The sequence below is a fragment of the Anaerococcus murdochii genome (assembly GCF_019957155.1).
GTDB lineage: Bacteria > Bacillota > Clostridia > Tissierellales > Peptoniphilaceae > Anaerococcus > Anaerococcus murdochii.
Genome location: NZ_JAIPME010000002.1, coordinates 606,047 through 624,217 on the forward strand (window position 1 = coordinate 606,047; position 18,171 = coordinate 624,217).

An 18,171-nucleotide genomic window follows, 5' to 3' on the forward strand; every position below is an offset into this window, starting at 1 on the left:
TATCAAAGCCTGTGTTAAATTCTCATAAAGACTTGGGAATAATTATAGTGAAAATTGAACCAACTGGCTCGTTGTCTGAAATTTCAATCTTTGCCCTAAGCATATCGGCTATTGTTTTTGACAAGGAAAGACCTATTCCATAGCCTTCTTGCCCCCTAGAAGAGTCGATTTGGTAGAAAAGATCAAAAATTCTTTCCTTATCAGAATCAGAAATTCCAAGACCGGTGTCTGCAACTTTTATTTTTACAAATTTAGAATCTTCCACAGCAGAAATTTCTACCTTGCCACCTGGCTTGTTATATTTAATAGCATTTTCAACTATATTAAAGACCAATCTCTGGAGGAGGCCATCGTCTGTGATAAGATTTATATCAGTTTTTTCCGTAATAAGTTCGACATTTTTAAGATCTGCCTTATCTTCCAGGTCAAGAATTATTTCATCTATCAATATATCTAGGTTTACCTCGTCGAGTTTGAGATTGGATTTTTTCCTCAAAGATAAAATCGCATCGACAAGACCATTTAACTTGCCTACATTGCTATCAAGGACTCTGAGCATTTTGAGAGCGTCTTCGTCATTTGTCTTTTGCCTATAAAGGTCAATCTGGCTTTGCATGACAGCTATTGGTGTCCTTAATTCGTGGGCCACATTTGAAGAAAAATCCTTCTGCCTCTTGTAATCAGCGTAGATTTTTTTAAGCATCTTGTTGAAAGCCTCTGAAAGCTCGACAATTTCACTTGAAGTATTATCCAAAATCACCAAATTTTCAAAACTTTCCGGCTTATCTATGTCAACCTCGGTTAGCTTTTTCTGGAGCTTTTTGAGGGGTGCAAGAATTTTCTTTATTATAAAGGCAAAGGAAAGAGATCCCAGGATAATCACAGTCGACATCACAAAAATTAGGTAGATTGTAAAGTCGCTTGCCGATTGGACCTTAGTTGTATCTACAAAAAGGACCATTGACCTGTCCATATTACCCATATTTGCGTTCATTTCCTCTATAACACCGTCAATTACCATGGCCTGCTTGCGGTTAATAAGGTACATGCTAACAAGGAGCATGATTATAAAAAGCACCACAACAGCCGAAATTAGTTTGAAAACTACAGAATCATAGACTTTCTGTTTCATGAATCCTATATCCTTTACCAATTACATTTTCGATTAGGTTTTTGCCGCAGGCAGCCCTTAGCTTTTTCCTAAGCGAAGACATATGCACCCTCACCGTATTTGAAAAACCATCCGCATTTGAATCCCAAACGTGTTCGATAAGCTCTTCTGCCGAAATAAAACGCTCAGAATTTAAAAACAAGTATTCCAAAATCCCAGTTTCCTTGACTGTAAGGGGAATAACTTCTCCGTTAAAAGACGCTTGCCTTTTGATTGTATCAAAGGAGAGGCCGGAAATATCTATAACTGTGGCCTGGTGGATTTTTTTGCCTCTCAAATGTGAACGCATTCTGGCATCAAGTTCCCTAAGGGCAAAGGGCTTTACCATGTAGTCACTCGCCCCAAGATCAAGGCCCTTGACCCTATCTTCTATGTCGGACCTGGCAGTTAGCATAATAATAGCTACTTCTTTGTTGTCCTCCCTAATAGCTCTAAGGACCTCAAAACCGTCCTTTCCCGGCAAATTTACATCCAAAATTATGAGATCATAGGATTCAACATAAGCCATATCAATTGCATCGTCACCGTTACTTGCCTTATCAGTCACATAGCCCAAAAGGGTCAACCCTTCTGCTATGGAGTCTAATAAATCTAATTCATCTTCTACTATTAATACCTTCATATTTACCTTCCTTGAAAGTAGTTTATTTCACTTTGATTATATCACAATACTGTTAAATTATGGTTAAGATTTCTTGCTTCATATTGAATTTGCAAATCTTAAATTTTTTATAAGAAATCTTAAATATTTTTAATTTTTACTTTACATTTTATAATATCCAGTATAATATATATCATAGGTAAGGATTTTCTAATCTTGAACATAATGAAGAAAATAAATGGAGAGTAATATTTATGAAAAATAAAAATTTAGCCCTAGTATTAGCAACAGCCCTAGTTTTAGGTGCATGCGGCAACCAAGCTGCTAAACCAGCTGAGGAAACAAAAACAGAAGAAAGCCAAGTAGCTGAAAATAAAGATGCTGTAAAAGAAGTTTCAAACAAAGCTCAAACTTCAGCCAAAGACCCAATCCCAGCTACAGAAAAAACCCTAGAAGAAGCAATTGACGCATTCTATACTCACTTTGGAGATGATGCAATCGAACTAACAGGTGCTGGATTTGACGAAGAAGATGGCAAATATTGCTATGAAATCAACGGCTTTAAAGACGGCCAAGAATATGAACTAGTTCTTGATGCAAATACACTTGAAGTTATAAGCGAAAATAAGGAAGCGGAAGACGATAATACAATCATGGCTATCGACAGAGCAAGCCTAATCACAGGCAAAGAAGCCATGGAAAAAGCCCTAGAAGACCAAGCTGATGGCGTTTATGTTGAAGGATATGAACTTGAAGTAGAAAATGGCAAAGCCATCTACGACATAGACCTAGAAAATGCAAGCGATGTAAAAATCGACGCTGCAAGTGGCGAAATAATTAAATAATTTCAGAAAATAGGCCCAATCGGGTCTATTTTTGTTGTTAACTTACAATTCTTAAAACTTTTGTAAGAAACATTAAAATTTCTTGATCTCTGATATAATATATATATAGGAAAACAGGAATTCCTTTTTTAATCTAATATTATATAAGAGGAGTAAAATATGAAAATCAAAAATTTAAGCCTAATTCTTTTAGCAAGCCTTCTTTTAGGAGCTTGTGGAAATAAAACACCAAAGCCAGCTGAAGAAACAAAGCAAGAAGAAAGTCAAGTAGACGAAACAAAGACTGGCGTAAAAGAAGTAAAAGATAATGACAAAAAGCCAAATGAAGAAGAAAAAGAAAAAGTGCCAGAATTTGCCACAAATGCAGATGAAGCCTTAAAAATCTTCCACGATCACAATTTTGGTGACGGATCTAATGATGCTATAAATATCGATAAAATTAAGGTGGAAATCTTAGATAAGGATATAATCTATAGCATTGAAGGTTTTAAAGATGGCAAAGAATACCAGCTTAAGATAAACAACAATGGCAAAATTTTAGAAGAAAAAATCGAAGATGATGATGGCAAGAAAAAACTTGCGATAGATTTTACTAAGATAATTTCTGGTGAGGAAGCCTGGGAAAAATCCCTAGAAGGCCAAGCTGAAGATGTTAAAGTCAAAGAATATGAATTGAAAATTGAAGACGGCAAGGTAGTCTACGACATAGAGCTAGATAATGGCAAAGACGTAAAAATTGATGCCACAACAGGCGACATAATCAAAAGAGACTAAATTCTAAAATTAATAGGCCCGAATGGGTCTATTTTTTCGCTAAAGTCAAAGCAAACCAACAGAAATTGATAAGGCAAAGCTATTTAGTATAATTTCAATAAGAAAGAGATTATAATGGAGATATAGATGATTAAAAAAGTGTTAATAGCTTTCTTAGCCATTGTTTCCCTGCTAACGGGATGTAATAATACAAATAAGGAAAATACTGAAACAGGGATAAGACAAGTCGAAAATAAAGATACGAAAATTTCTAAAATAAAAAAAGAATCCGTCCCAGATTTTGCAAAAAGCTTAGACGACGCCTTGAAAATCTTCCACAACCACAATTTTGGTGAGGCAAACATGGATTCAATAAATATAGATAAAATCAAAATGGAATTTACCAATGAACTCTTCATCCTAAATATTGAGGGATTTAAAAATGGGAAAATATACAAGCTAAAAATCGATGACAACGCCAAAATCCTAGAAGAAAAGATCGAAAAATCTCCCAATAACAAGACACTCGCCCTAGACTTTAAAAATATAATTTCAGGCGTAGATGCAATGGAAAAGGCACTAGAAAGCCAGGCCAAGGGCGCTTGGGTCAGAGGATACGAATTAAAAATTGAAAACGGAAAGGCTATCTACGACATAAACATAGCAGAAGGTAGAGATATAAAAATTGACGCAGCGACAGGCGAAATAATCAAATAATTTTAGAAAATAGGCCCTTGGGTCTATTTTTTGTCTTTATTTTCCAAAAATTCACTTTTTTTGATAGGTTTTGGCATTAAACTCTAAAATTTGTAAAATTAAGCCCTTTTGGTATAATTTAAGAGATAAATCGATTAAAAGGGAGTATATAGATGAACAAAAAATTATTAGCCTTACTATTAGCAGGAACCTTTGTTTTTGCTGGCTGCAATCAAGATAAAGCAGAAAACAAGGAAGAAACAAAACAAGAAGAACAAGCAGAAAAACCTGCTGAAGACGCAAAAGACGAAGGCAAAGAAGAAAAACCAGAAGAAAAAGCAGACGAAAAAACAGCTGACATAGTTCTTCCAGACAACAAGGTAACATTAAAGGCAGCAAGCTACAAGTTTGAAAGCCATGTGGTTGGCGCACCTTACAACCTAACAGAAGTGACCTACGAAGTAGAAGATAATGGAGAGGCTTATTACAATTTTGAAGGTGAAAAAGATGGAAAAGAGTATAAGCTAAAGGTAAATGCCAACTCAGCAGAAACCACAGAAGCCGAAATAGAAAAAGGAGCCGACAAGGAAAATCCAGTAGACTTAGGCAAATCCATCCCACCAGAAGAAGCAATGAGAATAGCCCTAGAATCAAACGGAGGCGGCACCGTAAAAGAATGGAAACTCTATAACGACGGCGAAGGCGAAAAATACGAAATCGAACTAGAAGACGGCAAAGAAATCACAGTCAATGCTATAAATAAAAAAGTAATGTAAGAAAAGCTAGCTAAAGATTACTCAAATAATCTAAAAGCTAGCTTTTTAAATATCTAATTTAAAATCCATAAAAAATTTTATAATAAGAAATAATTGAAATTTACTATTGTTTTCTTATTTGTAACATTCTAACACAATTTTCTATAAAAAACTTAAATTTCATTCCTACTTTGTTTTTTCTATGAAACTATCCCAGTCTTTTTTGAAACTTTCTATACCTTGAGTTGTAAGTGGATGGGTCCAAAGTTTTTCGAAAAGAGTGCCCGGAATAGTTGCTATATGAGCCCCAGCTATGGCTGCTTCTTCTAGGTGCTTGTTGGTCCTTATTGAGGCAGCTATGATTTCACTTTCTAGGCCATAGTTATCTAATACTGTCTTTAGGTCATAAATTAGCCTGATTCCATCTTCTCCCATATCATCGATTCTGCCGATAAATGGTGAAATATAGGTCGCTCCTGCCTTTGCTGCCATAAGTCCTTGAGCTACTGAGAAGATTAGTGTGCAGTTTGTTTTGATTCCTACCTTTGATAGGGTGTTTACTGCTTTTAGTCCGTCTTCTGTCATTGGAATTTTTACAACTATATTGTCTGCCCACTTGGCTATTTCACGAGCTTCTTTGACCATAGTTTCATAGTCATAGCTTGTTACTTCAGCTGAGATTGGCCCATCTACAAATGAAGCTATCTCTGTAACAACTTCTTTAAAATCCCTGCCTTCTTTGTTGATAAGTGAAGGATTAGTTGTAACCCCATCACAAAGGCCTAGGTCGTTGATTCTTTTTATTTGGTCTACGTTTGCTGTATCTAAGAAAAATTTCATTGTTACTCCTTTTGATTTTTCCTATGTTTTATTATAAAACATTACCCTGCTCAAATCTTTTTTACATTTTGGTAATTAAAGCTTTTGGCAGGGTGTTTGTTTCTTTATTATAAATCTATCGTTTGTATTCCCTCAGAGCTTCAAGCTTATTTTTTTATTTAACTAATTCTAGTGGGGAATCGATATGTTCTTCTATTGTTTCACCTTTTAGGTGGTTTATTGCGTTTTCCATAGCTAGTTTACCCATTTTTTTAGGTTGTTGAGCTACAGTTGCAGCAAGGTCGCCATTTTTTACAGCTTCTACGGCATCATCGTTTCCGTCAAATCCTACTATTACTATATCTTTACCGCTAGCTTTTATTGCTTCGCTTGCTCCTAAGGCCATTTCGTCGTTTTGGCAGAATACTGCTTTTACATCTGGTTGTGCTTGGAGTAAGTTTTCCATTACTGTTAATCCTTCAGCTCTGTCAAAGTTTGCTGTTTGGCTTGCTACAAGGTTTATTTTATCCTTTGTTGCTTCTTCAAATCCTTGACCTCTTTCACGTGTAGAGCTTGCTCCAGGTATACCTTCTAGTTGGATTACTTCAGCATTTTCTCCTACTTTTTCTAGGATAAATTCGCCTGCCATCTTGCCACCTTCTACGTTGTTACTTGCAACAAGGCTTACTATTTCACCATCTTCAGTTCCTCTGTCTACACAGATTACAGGGATATTTGCTTCATTTGCTTTTTGTACTGATGAAGATATTGCTGTAGAGTCTACTGGATTTATGATTATTAGGTCTACTTTTTGTGTGATTAAGTCTTCTATTTGGTTTGATTGAACAGAAGAATCATTTTGTGCATCTGAAATTACAACTTCTGCACCTTCTTCTTTTGCTTTTTCTTCTATACCTTCTCTGATTGATACAAAGAATGGGTTGTTTAAGGTTGATAAAGATACTCCTATTTTATATCCACCTTCTTTTGTTTCTACACTTGTTTCTGTTGATTTTTCTTCTGTTTTTGCTTTATCTTCCCCTTCTATAGAACAAGCTGCTAGTACAAATACTGCTAGAAGCAAGAATGATAAACGTTTGATAATTTTTTTCATTTGTTCCTCCTATTTATTTCTCTTTCTGTCTATTAATACTGCTACTAAAATGACGATACCCTTGACTATTTGTTGATAGAAGCTTGAAACTCCGAGTAAGTTTAGTCCGTTATTTAAAACGCCGAGTATTAAAATACCTATTAAAGTACCTGTTAATGATCCACTACCGCCTGACATACTTGTTCCTCCAAGTACTACTGCAGCAATGGCATCCATCTCGTAGGCTGTACCTGCTGTTGGCTGAGCTGAATTTAGTCTAGATGTGAGTACCAAACCTGATAAAACTGCCATTAAAGCTGAAATTATATAAACCCATGTTTTTACTTTATCAATATTAATACCTGATATAAAACTTGCTTTTTCATTGCCGCCTACGGCATATATTTTTCTGCCAAATGGTGTTTTGTTTAGGATAATCCATAATATTATAAAAACTATAGCAAAAAGTATAACTGGAAATGGAATACCAAATACAGTCCCCTTGCCTAAAAATTTAAAGAGAAAATCTTCTTTTGGTCCAGGGATTGGGCGACCTTCTGTATATACTAAAGTTAATCCTCTAAATATTGTCATAGTTGCAAGGGTTACTATAAAAGGTGCAAGTTTTCCCTTGGTTATTAAAATACCATTTATTAACCCAAGACCGAATCCTATTACAAGAGCTATTAAAATAGCTGGTAGAGTTCCTATTCCATTTTGTAATAATCCTGCAAATACAGCTGATGTAATGGCTAGAGTAGATCCTACTGATAGGTCAATTCCTCCTGTTAGAATTACAAAAGTCATACCTAGCGCAATAAATCCATTTATTATTAATTGTCGCATTAAGTTTAGTAAGTTTGTTGGTTGCAAGAATGCTCCATTCATCAAACTTACAAAAACTATTAGAATTACTAGGGCAATTAGATTGCCTAGATTTTGATTATTTTTTAATTTAGCTTTAAATTCGCTCATAGTTTTCCTCCTGTAGCTAGAGTCATTATTTTTTCTTGATTTGCTTCTTCTCTTAATAGTTCTCCTTGAACTTCTCCTTCATGAATTACATATATCCTGTCTGATAATGATAGCAATTCTGGCAAGTCACTTGATATTAATATGACTGCTACACCTTGATGGGTAAGGTTATTTATTAGGTCATATATTTCTCTTTTTGCACCAACATCTACACCCTTTGTTGGTTCATCCAATATCAATATTTCAGGATCTATGGCATACCATTTAGCAAATACTACTTTTTGTTGGTTACCACCGGATAAATCCTGAACTTTCGCTTCACTTGATGTTGTCTTTACTTTAAAATCGCCTACCAATTTATTTGATAGAAGGTTTTCCTTGGCCTTATCTATAAACATTCCTGGTGTAAATTTATTAAAATTGAGAAGGGAGATATTTTCTTTAATTGATTCATCTAGAACTAGACCTTCTTCCTGTCTATTTTCTGTTACAAAGCCAATCTTGTTTTTTATCGCATCTATCGGTTTATTGATTTCAACTTTTTTGCCATCAATAAAAACTTCTCCAGAATCTTTTGGATCTAGACCAAAAAGTGCTCTCATTATCTCAGTCCTACCTGCTCCCATAAGACCAGATATACCAAGCACCTCGCCTTTTTTAGCACAGATATTAATATCGTTAAAATAAGGAGGTCTTGAGAAATTTTTAAGTTCAATTTTTACATCGGTGATTTCTGCATCCATTTCCGGATAAAAATCTCCTATGTCCCTACCTACCATGTGGGAAACAACTTCAGCTTCATTGGTATCGTTGGTATCTAGTATTGCAACTGATTTACCATCCCTCATTACTGTAATTTTTTGGGTAAGAGCAAATATTTCTTCCATTCTGTGAGAGATATAAATCATTGATACTCCCTCATCTCTCAGTCTTTTCATAAGCAAAAACAATTTATCTATTTCATTGTTTGTAAGAGCGCTGGTTGGTTCATCTAATACCAAAATATTTACTTTATTTAGGTTCGCCTTAGCTATCTCCATCATTTGTCTTTGACCAACTGATAAATTTGAGACCTTAGTATCTGGATCTACATCTAAGTCAAATCTTTTCAAAAGCTCTTTTGTCTTTTCTCTCATAGTCTTGATATCCAAAAAAGAACCCTTTTTGATTTCGTTATTCATAAATATATTTTCCATCACAGTAAGCTCTGGCCAGTCACTAAGCTCTTGGTGGATAAAACTTATACCTAAATCTTTGGCTACGTTGGTGTCTTTGATATCAACTTCTTTACCGTCTATTAAAATTTTCCCTTTATCTTTTTCTAAAACACCTGATAAAATATTCATGAGGGTAGATTTACCTGCCCCATTTTCTCCTACCAAGGCGTGGATTTCATTTTCTCCTAATTTAAAATCTACTCCCTGCAAGACATGGTTTTTACCAAATGATTTATAGATATCCTTCATTTCTACAATCATGATAGCTCCTAAAAAATATTCTTTGCTTTGAGGATAATATTAGAATATGGTGTATTCTCACCTGTTCTTATTACAAATTTCACATCATCAAGTTTTTTCTTAAAGTCTTCATGGCTAATATAGTCTGCACTAATATCACCTAATAATTCTTTGATAGCTTTTTCTTGGCTTGGGTTGTTTTCTTTGATTTCTTCTGCTAGTATATAGGCTTCACAGCCAAAGTCTTCTAGCAAAACTTCTAAAACGTCAATAAATTTTGGTTCTCCTAACTTCAAAGCCAAGTCTATTTTTTTACTAGGATCTATCGGTAGACCACAATCTCCAATAGCTATTAAATCTGTATGACCCAAATCTGATAGCCTTTTTGATATTTCACTATTTAAAATTCCATTTCTCTTCATGTTTTTTACCCCTTAAATTTTAATACTGCTTCATGACTTGGTATGGAAATACTAGCTCCCTTTTTTGTTACTGAGAGCGCTGACGCCTTTGTCGCAACTTCTAAACATTTTTCAATTCTTTCTCCCTTATAAAAATAAGTTACGAAATAACCTGTAAATGTATCTCCTGCACCTGTGGTATCTACAGCATCTACCTTAAATGAATCTTGATTTATTAAATTATCCTTATCAAAATACATAGACCCGTTTTTACCAAAAGTCTCAACTACTTTTAGAGATGGAAAATTATCTCTAAAATAATTAACTGCTTTTTTAGCATCAGAAACTTTCGCCAGTGCCTTTGCTTCTGTCTCATTTACTAAAAGAAGATCTATCTTATCAAGGTCAATTTTTTCGATCTCATCTGTTATAGGTGATGGATTTAGAACAATTTTTAGCCCATTTTCATAAGCCTTATTTACTATATATGGCATACAGTTAATCTCATTTTGTAATACTAGAATATCGTCTTTTTCAAAATGTGATAAAACCTCATCAACATAAGACTCGCTATTATCAAAATTTGCCCCTTTATAAAGAACGATAGAATTTTCACCCTTATCATCAACTTGGATAATTGCATTGCCAGTAAGTTTATCGCTTTTTTTAAGTAGGCTTGTATCCACTCCAAAATTTTCCATCTCTTCGATAAGGAAGTTTCCATCAGTGCCTATACTTCCTGCGTGGTAGACGCTATCTGATACCTTAGCCAGAGCAACTGATTGGTTTAATCCCTTGCCTCCAGCGCGTTTTTCTATTGATTCTGAACTTATTGTTTCCCCTGGTCTTACAATATGTTCGACCCTAAAAAATATGTCAATATTAATAGAACCAAAATTAAGAATTTTCATATTTTATACCTACACTTTCTCTTTCAACAATCCTCGGATCTATAACAACTTTTTCTGCAGGTTTTCCATCATTTATTAAATTATCAGCCATATCAATAGCTTCCTTGGCTAAAAGTTTAAGATTTTGATCAATAGATGTCAAACCCGGTGTGATAATGTCATCAAAAAATAAATTATCATAAGAAATTATGCTTATCTCTTTCCCAATAGTAATATTATTTTCCTTAAAATAATTAATCAGTCCATAAGAAGACATATCTGAAAAGGAAAAAATAGCATCAATATTCTTATCAATAAAAAATCTTCCAGATTTGTAGCCTTCTTCATAGGAATAATCTCCGTGAATCATATTTGAAGAATCAATGTAAATTCCATAATCCATAGAAGCTTTGATCCCTCCGGATAACCTACGTGATGAGTTGGCAGTAGATCTAGGACCTAGGAGCATCCCTATATTCTTGTAGCCTCTTTTTATAAGATATTCAACAGCTAAATAACCACCTTTTTCATTATTACCGGTAACAATATTGTTCTTCCTATCTGTAAAATCATATTCATCTAGAAAAATAATATTATTCTTTTTTATATCATTTTCTGTTAAGCCGACAATATTTCTATCAACCACAAAGGAAGCCATAAAATAATTATTTTTCAATATATTTACAAAATCTTTACTTTGCAAAAGCTTATTATTTGTATTGTAAATATATAAAAAATAGTCTTTTTCTCTAGCAAAATATGTAAGCTGCTTTATTATTGAAGAATAAAAGGGGTTTACGATATCAGGAATAACCACCATAATGGAGTTACCCTTCTTGCTCGCCAAAGCCTTTGCATAATTGTTAGGATTATAATTTAATTCGTGAGCAGCTTTGATTACTTTTTGTCTAGTAGCGTCGGATATTTTATTGTTTGTTTTGTTTAAAACCATCGAAACAGTAGTAATAGATACTCCCGCTTTCTTAGCCACATCTTTTATATTCGCCATTTTAACCTCATTAAAACGTTTTACCTATATTTAGTATATTACAAATCACTCACTTGTCAAGTATCAATTTTAAATTTTTTTATTTTTTAAATTTCCATCGTTCTTATTTATCAATTTTCTCACAAGATGATTTTTACGCATCTATAATTCTTTTTTTATTATGATTAGTTAAATTACAGTAAAAATAATTAAGTATGGCATATTTTTATTAAAAAAATCGTGCTATAAAAAGCATTTTTTACTTCTACTAACACGACTTATTATAGAGAAATTTTTTATAGACCTTTATTTCTAATATTTATCATAAATCTAGCTATAAGCTTTAAATCTTAAACCACCTACATATTAAATCTAAAGATTTACAATTTTTTCCAATAAAAAAGGCGAGGGTGCTCGCTTGAGTTTTCCTCGCCTTTAGTTTTTTATTTATTTTTTGCCTTTGTTTTGAGAAGCTGTTTTTTCTTTTTCTTCTCTTCTCTTCTTCATTGATTCTAAGATACCGTCTACCATTGCGTCCATGTCTGGTTCTTTTGCTTTCTTTAGTGAAGATACCATGTCTAGACCTTCTGGAAGTACGTCCATTAGTCTCATTTCTTCGTCTATGAATTTTTCCATTTTTTCTGCTGCTTGTGGAGCCCATGTTCCGTTACCAATGATTGAGATCGCTCTGTTTTGTAGGTTTAGAGCCTTCATATCTTCTAGGTAGTTTAGCATTACTGGATAGATTCCTAGGTTGTAGGTTACAGATGCTAGTACGATGTTTGAGTATTTGAAGCTTTCTGCGATTAGAGTTGATACGTGTGTGCTTGATACGTCTCTTAGTGAGATGTTGGTCATGCCTTTTTCGCAAAGTTTGCTTGCTAATGCTTGGGCTGCAAATTCTGTGTTGCCGTACATTGATGCATATACGATTAGGACACCTTCTTCTTCTGGTTCATAGGTTGCCCAGTGAACGTATTTGTCGATGATGTATCCGAAGTTGTCTCTCCATACAAGTCCGTGTAGTGGGCAGATGTATTTAAGGTCTAGGCCACCTGCTTTTGCTAGGGCTTTTTGTACGAATGTACCGTATTTTCCTACGATGTTTGTGTAGTATCTACGTCCTTCATCTAGGTAATCTCTATCCCAGTTTACTTCGTCTGCGAATAATCTACCGTTGTTTGCGATAAATGATCCGAATGCGTCTGCTGAGAATAGTACTTTGTCATATGAGTCATAAGACATTAATACTTCTGGCCAGTGTACCATTGGTGCTTCTACGAATGTGAATTCGTGTTTACCAAAGCTTACTGTGTCGCCTTCTTTTACTTCGATGTATCTATCGTCTACGTGATAACCAAATTGTCTCATGAACATAACTCCTTTTTCAGAAGAAATTATCTTTAAGTTTGGATATCTTTGTAGCATCAATTCTATTGATGAGCAGTGGTCTGGTTCCATGTGGTGAACGATTAAGTAGTCTAGGTCTCTGCCGTTTAATACTCTTGCTACGTTTACCATGTATTCTCTTGTTATTGCCCAGTCAACCGCATCGATTAAAACTGTTTTTTCGTCCATTAATAGGTAGGAGTTGTATGATACACCTTCAGGTATTGGAAATATATTTTCAAATAAGGCTAATCTTCTGTCATCTCCACCTACATAATATAAATCGTCTGTTACTTTTCTAACTGTATACATTATTACCTCCTACTACTTTCTATCTGCTGGGAATTCCATCTTAATAAATTCGGATTTTTCTTCGCCAGAAACTGGTGATACCCAGCTGTCAGGAAGTTTATCAAATGGAGTACCTGGCTCGATTCCTTGAGATGGATCTCCTACTTGAGGATCATATTCATATCCTGAACCTAAGTCTAAATAAACGTCTTCTTTTGGAGCCATTTTTCTTGGTTTAGATCTCTTAATTTTTGGTTGTGGTGGTGCTGGTTTCTTTGCTTCGCCATTATCAAGTTCTTTGATTAATAATGGAAGAATTTCCATAGCATCGCCTACTATACCGTAGTCACAGTTGTTGAAAATGTGAGCATTCTTGCTGTTGTTAATTGCAACGATTGTTGATGCGTCTTTCATTCCCTTTAAGTGTTGTCCAGCGCCTGATACACCTACACCGATGTAGAGGTTGCCTTTGAAGCTTTGACCAGACATACCGATATATCTTTCAAGTGGAACGTATTTTAATGTTTCTGCAACTGGTCTAGATGATGAAATAGCTGCACCTGCTTGGTAAGCAAGGTCTTCTATTAGTTTCATATTCTTCTTTTCACCTATACCACGACCTGCTACAACAACTCTTTGTGCTTCGTTAATTGGTGTCATAGGATCAATTCCTATTGTGAAGTCATAGCCGTCTTTCTTAAGGGCTGCAACTAAATTTTTAACTGCTTCTTTTGGATCTCCTTCGAAGATTTCGCCTTTACGTACGCCTGCGATTGGAGCTGCTGATCCTTTTGATCCAGCTCTTTGCATCTTTGGAGCACGACCAACTGTGTTTGCACCAACTACTACTCTCATGATTTCGTTAGTACCTTCGTAAATTTGTGTAATCTTAGCATCTCTGAAGAATCTTTCTACGTCAACACCCTTGATAAATCCAGAACCACCGTATAGTTGAACTGCTTCAGTTGTAATCTTCATTGCAAGATCTGATGCAACTTGTTTAGCCATAGCTGCTTCTGCAGAATATCTTTCGTGATTTTCTTTAAGTTCTGCAGCAGAATAAATCATAAGTCTTGCACCGCGTAGATATGTTGCCATATCAGCAAGTTTGAATGTATTTCTTTGTAAGTGAGCAATTGGCATACCAAATTGTTCACGTTCTTTTGCATAAGCAAGGGCGGATTCATATGCACCTTGGCCAATACCTAGGGCTTGAGATGCTATACCAATTCTACCACCGTCTAGGGTAGCCATAGCTATAGCGAAACCTTGGCCTTCTTTACCAAGTAAGTTTTCTTTTGGAACTTTTACATTATCAAAGTGTAGTTCAGCTGTAGAAGATGATCTGATACCTAATTTGTCATAGTGATCAGAGAAGGTGAATCCTTCAAATTCTTTTTCTACGATAAATGCTGAAATACCGTGGGTACCAATACCTGGTGTTGTAACTGCAAATACTACATAAGTATCAGCCTTTGGAGCGTTTGTGATAAAGATTTTTTTACCATTAAGTATATAGTTATCGCCATCAAGAACTGCTGTTGTTTCTGTACCACCAGCATCTGATCCAGCATTTTCTTCTGTTAGACCAAAAGCACCTATTTTTTCACCCTTAGCAAGTGGAACAAGGTATTTTTGTTTTTGTTCTTCGGTACCGAAAGCAAATATTGGCCAGGAACCTAAAGATGTGTGTGCTGAACAAATTACACCTACACCGCCATCTACTCTTGATAATTCTTCAACTGTAATTGCATAAGAAATTACATCTAGACCTTGGCCACCGTATTCCTTTGGATATGGGATACCCATAAATCCTAATTGGCCCATTTCCTTAACTATATCATCAGGAAACTCGTTTTTTTGGTCGAGGTCGAAGGCGATTGGTTTTACCTTTTCTTCTGCGAAAGCTCTGACTTTTTTCCTAAGCTCTTCGTGTTGTTCTGTTGTCTTAAAAAGCATATAATCCTCCTTACATTATTATCCTTATAAAAGTATTGTAGCCTTAAGAAAACGTTTTGTCAAGTATATTTTTTATTCCAAATATCTTATAAATTTGTTTGGCAAAACCCTCCTTTCTCCCAAAATAACTAAAAGTTAATTGTCAAAATTAATTATTTACTGGAAATTTAAGTAAAATCTGACATTTGTTTCAAATTTGAGGATGGTCTTTCAAAACATTTTCCCTACTTTAATATATATCCATTTTTGCCTTTTTTTAAACCAAAATAAGGAAATTTTCAATAAAAATCCACAAAAAAATTGACATTTTTTCCATGGTTTAAAACAAAAAAATAAAAACAAAATCACCTAGCTTATTTTTGTAAATTCCATTCCCATCAAAGCTTAAAAAAGTTTTAAGTTTCATAAATGGCCTTTAGGGTATAATAGGAATAAGAGGTGTAATATGAAAAACAAACTATTAAAACCAATACTTTTATCGATTATGGCCATAAGCCTAATTGGCTGCGAATCAAATGATGTAGCAGATAAAAATTTAGGAGAAAATCAAGTAGTAGAAGCCCACGACGAGGATCAAAATTCTGACAATAAGCCTGCCGAAGATAAGGTTGATAAGTCAGAATCTGAAGATGATAAAGAAAATGAAAGCAAGGAAGATAGCAAAGTGGCAGATAAAAAAGAAGACGAAAAAAACCTTCATGAAAAAGACGGAAAATACGTCACAACCATGATTGCTAAACTTAAGGGCGAAGCAGATGACTACATCACATCTACTGCCTACGATTATAAGTTTGAAGACGATAGGTTTGTAGTTTCAGGATCCTTTGATTATTTAGAAAATCCAGAAGACTACGAAAAGGTCGAAGAAATCAAAAATGAAGAAGACCACAAATTTGTAATCAACGACAAAACTGTATTTGAAGCTGTTGGTGGCATGGCCCCAGCTAAGGAATTCACCAAGGAAGACTTCCTCAAATATCTCGAAGAATGCAAGGATACAGGTCTTGCCCTAATAATTTTTGTAGAAAATGGAGTCGCAACAAGCGTTTCAATTTCTTCATAAAAAAATAAAAAGAAATTCAAATCTCAGATGGCTAAAGCAAGCTGTCTGAGTTTTTTTTATTCTCATTCGAAAAATCTTATCATATTATCTTGATAAAGTAATAAAAGTATGGTAGAATATAAGTATCAATAAGTTAGCAAGGTAAACAGATAATAAACAGACTTAGAGTTTATGTTCAATAGAAAGGACTTTCCATGTTTGACTATAAAGAAAACGATTTTAATTCATGCAAGATGATTTTTACCCAACTAGGAGCAGCCGTCGGTGCTTATTCTAGCTTAGTTTTAAAAGATAATATAATTTTAGTATTCCTAGCTTGTCTAGGATTTGGGTATCTCGTTGGCCACATCCTCGATAAGAAAAAGATTTGCTAAAATTTAGGATAATGAGCAAGACCTTCCTCCCTTTTGGTCAAAATAAAATGCTTTATTAAATTTTTTTAACTAGACTTGCTCATTAAAAAAGGCCCCTCATGGGGCCCTGTTTTTTTATAAAATTTCTTGAGCAAGGATCAAAAGCCCTAGGGTGGCTGATCTTCCATCATATTTTGGTCTAACAATATAAGAATCTAAATCAGGTAGGTCTACATAGCAATTCATCAAGTCCTTAAATTTTTCTCTCACCTTTTCAATAAGGCCAGGAACTTGCATAACCCCGCCACCGAATACAATAACATCAGGGCTAAACATAAGGCTTGTGTTGTAGGCAGCCTGGGCAAGGTATCCTGCCTCTATATCCCAAAATTCATCATTTGGATCAAGATTTTGACCACTTTTGCCAAGTCTTTTTTCAATATTTGGACCAGATGCAAGGCCCTCAAGGCAGTCGCCGTGGCACATACATCCGCCCTCGTAAGTATCTCTTGGGTCTTTTTTTATAATCATGTGTCCCATTTCTGGGTGGCTAGCTCCACCTAGGAAATTATTATTTTGAACATAACCGCCACCCACACCTGTTCCAACAGTATAATAAGTAAGACTTGTCTTACCCTTTCCGCAACCAACCTTGTATTCTCCATAAGCTGAAGCATTCACATCTGTAGTCACATAAATTGGCACAGAAAAATCTTCCTCAAGACATTTTATAATATTAAAATCTTTCCATCCCTCTTTAGGAGTATTTAAAATCTTCCCATAATCATCCGAATCTGGATTCACCTCAATTGGGCCAAAAGAGCCTATAGCAATTGATTCAATTTCGTCCTTATACTTTGCAAAAAAATTCTTTATGTCAGCAAAAGTCTCAACAGGCCCTCTGGTATCAATCCTGATTTCGTCTTTAACCTCTAAATTCCTATCACCAACAGCACAAATCATCTTAGTCCCGCCAGCTTCTAATATACCGAACATAAACCCTCCTAGTAAAGATTTCTTTTTTATATTTTACCATAAATGTGTTCTATATTTAAATACCATTGATAAACCTATTTGATTTTCAAAAATAAAACCAAACTGTTTTTTCTTTTTTCTTTTATTTTAAAGCCAATTTTTTCATGAAGGGTCAAGCTTTTTTTATTTGAAATTGCCACTTCTGACCTTATTTCAGATCCCTTTCACAAAAGACTTATAACTTCTCTCACTAATCTTTCACCGTAGCCAGATCTTCTATATTTAGGATTTGTTTCTAGGGCTTCTAAAAGGAAAAATTCCCCCTCATCGTAAATCCTTAGGGCCGATAGGTAGTCTTTTTCGTCTTTTAGGATTGCCAGATAATTTTTGCCACTTTTTAAAAATTCATTTATAAGATAAGCCTTGTAGGCATCTCTTACTTTTTGATATAAAATATTTTTATCACTTTTTTCGTCAAAGTCCGAGCTGACCATAGATAAATTTTCCCAGTTGGATTCCTCATATAGGTCCATTAATTTTTCTAGGTCTATGCCTTCTATTTTGTTTGTAAAAACTACTTCCATCGCCAATATTCCCTGCCTTGTATTATTCACTAGTAATTATATAGCATTTTCAAAATAGAACCTAGTTTTAATAAAATTTTATTTTTTATATATCTTTGATTTTTGACAGAAGT

19 protein-coding genes are annotated in these 18,171 nt (G+C 34.6%); 6 read left to right on the plus strand and 13 right to left on the minus strand.

All coding sequences use genetic code 11. From position 1 onward, the window contains the following. Positions 1 to 22: 22 nt before the first annotated feature. The gene (locus K8P03_RS03230) at positions 23 to 1,132 is read right to left on the minus strand and encodes a sensor histidine kinase (protein WP_223418254.1); all 1,110 of its coding nucleotides are present in this window, start codon (positions 1,130 to 1,132) and stop codon (positions 23 to 25) included. Next, the gene (locus tag K8P03_RS03235) at positions 1,113 to 1,793 is read right to left on the minus strand and encodes a response regulator transcription factor (protein WP_223418256.1); all 681 of its coding nucleotides are present in this window, start codon (positions 1,791 to 1,793) and stop codon (positions 1,113 to 1,115) included. Before K8P03_RS03235 ends, K8P03_RS03230 begins: the two co-directional genes overlap by 20 nt. Before the next feature lie 233 nt (positions 1,794 to 2,026). Here K8P03_RS03235 and K8P03_RS03240 point away from each other — a divergent pair, with 233 nt between their 5' ends. From K8P03_RS03240 to K8P03_RS03255, 4 genes are all read left to right on the plus strand, one after another. After that, entirely contained in the window at positions 2,027 to 2,617 is a 591-nt protein-coding gene (locus tag K8P03_RS03240) for a PepSY domain-containing protein (RefSeq protein WP_223418258.1), read from the plus strand. Between the two features lie 159 nt (positions 2,618 to 2,776). After that, positions 2,777 to 3,391, plus strand: coding sequence for a PepSY domain-containing protein (locus tag K8P03_RS03245; protein WP_223418259.1), 615 nt, complete (start codon positions 2,777 to 2,779; stop codon positions 3,389 to 3,391). A 126-nt stretch (positions 3,392 to 3,517) separates the two neighbouring features. Further along, complete coding sequence (locus K8P03_RS03250; protein ID WP_223418260.1) at positions 3,518 to 4,087, plus strand: PepSY domain-containing protein; 570 nt, start codon at positions 3,518 to 3,520, stop codon at positions 4,085 to 4,087. Positions 4,088 to 4,239: 152 nt separating this feature from the next. Then, positions 4,240 to 4,842 carry a PepSY domain-containing protein gene (locus tag K8P03_RS03255; RefSeq protein WP_223418261.1) on the plus strand — a complete coding sequence of 201 codons (603 nt, stop codon included), beginning with the start codon at positions 4,240 to 4,242 and terminating at the stop codon, positions 4,840 to 4,842. 165 nt (positions 4,843 to 5,007) lie between these two features. Here the strand turns inward: K8P03_RS03255 and fsa are convergent, their stop codons facing one another. The 9 genes from fsa to K8P03_RS03300 form a co-directional block, all read right to left on the minus strand. Then, positions 5,008 to 5,661: a fructose-6-phosphate aldolase gene (fsa, locus tag K8P03_RS03260; RefSeq protein ID WP_223418262.1), complete on the minus strand. Its 654-nt coding sequence runs from the start codon at positions 5,659 to 5,661 to the stop codon at positions 5,008 to 5,010. Positions 5,662 to 5,815: 154 nt separating this feature from the next. Then, entirely contained in the window at positions 5,816 to 6,754 is a 939-nt protein-coding gene (locus K8P03_RS03265; protein ID WP_223418263.1) for a D-ribose ABC transporter substrate-binding protein, read from the minus strand. A 9-nt stretch (positions 6,755 to 6,763) separates the two neighbouring features. Further along, positions 6,764 to 7,708 (minus strand): ABC transporter permease, encoded by a 945-nt coding sequence (locus tag K8P03_RS03270; protein WP_209772646.1) that lies wholly within the window; start codon positions 7,706 to 7,708, stop codon positions 6,764 to 6,766. Continuing rightward, positions 7,705 to 9,186, minus strand: a complete 1,482-nt coding sequence (locus tag K8P03_RS03275; protein WP_223418265.1) for a sugar ABC transporter ATP-binding protein — start codon at positions 9,184 to 9,186, stop codon at positions 7,705 to 7,707. The genes K8P03_RS03270 and K8P03_RS03275 overlap by 4 nt, the downstream gene beginning before the upstream one ends. A gap of 8 nt (positions 9,187 to 9,194) precedes the next feature. Next, a complete protein-coding gene (rbsD, locus tag K8P03_RS03280) occupies positions 9,195 to 9,587 on the minus strand; it encodes a D-ribose pyranase (RefSeq protein ID WP_209772652.1) in 393 nt (130 codons plus the stop codon). A 5-nt stretch (positions 9,588 to 9,592) separates the two neighbouring features. Further along, on the minus strand, positions 9,593 to 10,477 hold the full coding sequence (locus tag K8P03_RS03285; protein WP_209772655.1) for a ribokinase: 885 nt from the start codon (positions 10,475 to 10,477) through the stop codon (positions 9,593 to 9,595). Beyond that, a complete protein-coding gene (locus tag K8P03_RS03290; protein WP_209772657.1) occupies positions 10,464 to 11,465 on the minus strand; it encodes a LacI family DNA-binding transcriptional regulator in 1,002 nt (333 codons plus the stop codon). Before K8P03_RS03290 ends, K8P03_RS03285 begins: the two co-directional genes overlap by 14 nt. A gap of 426 nt (positions 11,466 to 11,891) precedes the next feature. Beyond that, the gene (locus K8P03_RS03295; protein WP_223418267.1) at positions 11,892 to 13,145 is read right to left on the minus strand and encodes an FprA family A-type flavoprotein; all 1,254 of its coding nucleotides are present in this window, start codon (positions 13,143 to 13,145) and stop codon (positions 11,892 to 11,894) included. 12 nt (positions 13,146 to 13,157) lie between these two features. Further along, positions 13,158 to 15,083: an acyl-CoA dehydrogenase family protein gene (locus K8P03_RS03300; protein WP_223418269.1), complete on the minus strand. Its 1,926-nt coding sequence runs from the start codon at positions 15,081 to 15,083 to the stop codon at positions 13,158 to 13,160. A 445-nt stretch (positions 15,084 to 15,528) separates the two neighbouring features. On the opposite strand from K8P03_RS03300, the gene K8P03_RS03305 reads away from it, so the two are divergent. Together K8P03_RS03305 and K8P03_RS03310 are read left to right on the plus strand one after the other, a co-directional pair. Further along, positions 15,529 to 16,146, plus strand: coding sequence for a hypothetical protein (locus K8P03_RS03305; RefSeq protein WP_223418270.1), 618 nt, complete (start codon positions 15,529 to 15,531; stop codon positions 16,144 to 16,146). Positions 16,147 to 16,340: 194 nt separating this feature from the next. Next, positions 16,341 to 16,520, plus strand: a complete 180-nt coding sequence (locus tag K8P03_RS03310) for a hypothetical protein (protein ID WP_223418272.1) — start codon at positions 16,341 to 16,343, stop codon at positions 16,518 to 16,520. A 114-nt stretch (positions 16,521 to 16,634) separates the two neighbouring features. Here the strand turns inward: K8P03_RS03310 and K8P03_RS03315 are convergent, their stop codons facing one another. Both K8P03_RS03315 and K8P03_RS03320 read right to left on the minus strand, forming a co-directional pair. Next, positions 16,635 to 17,495 carry an ROK family protein gene (locus K8P03_RS03315; RefSeq protein WP_223418274.1) on the minus strand — a complete coding sequence of 287 codons (861 nt, stop codon included), beginning with the start codon at positions 17,493 to 17,495 and terminating at the stop codon, positions 16,635 to 16,637. Between the two features lie 203 nt (positions 17,496 to 17,698). Beyond that, the gene (locus tag K8P03_RS03320; protein ID WP_223418277.1) at positions 17,699 to 18,058 is read right to left on the minus strand and encodes a GNAT family N-acetyltransferase; all 360 of its coding nucleotides are present in this window, start codon (positions 18,056 to 18,058) and stop codon (positions 17,699 to 17,701) included. Positions 18,059 to 18,171 lie beyond the last annotated feature (113 nt).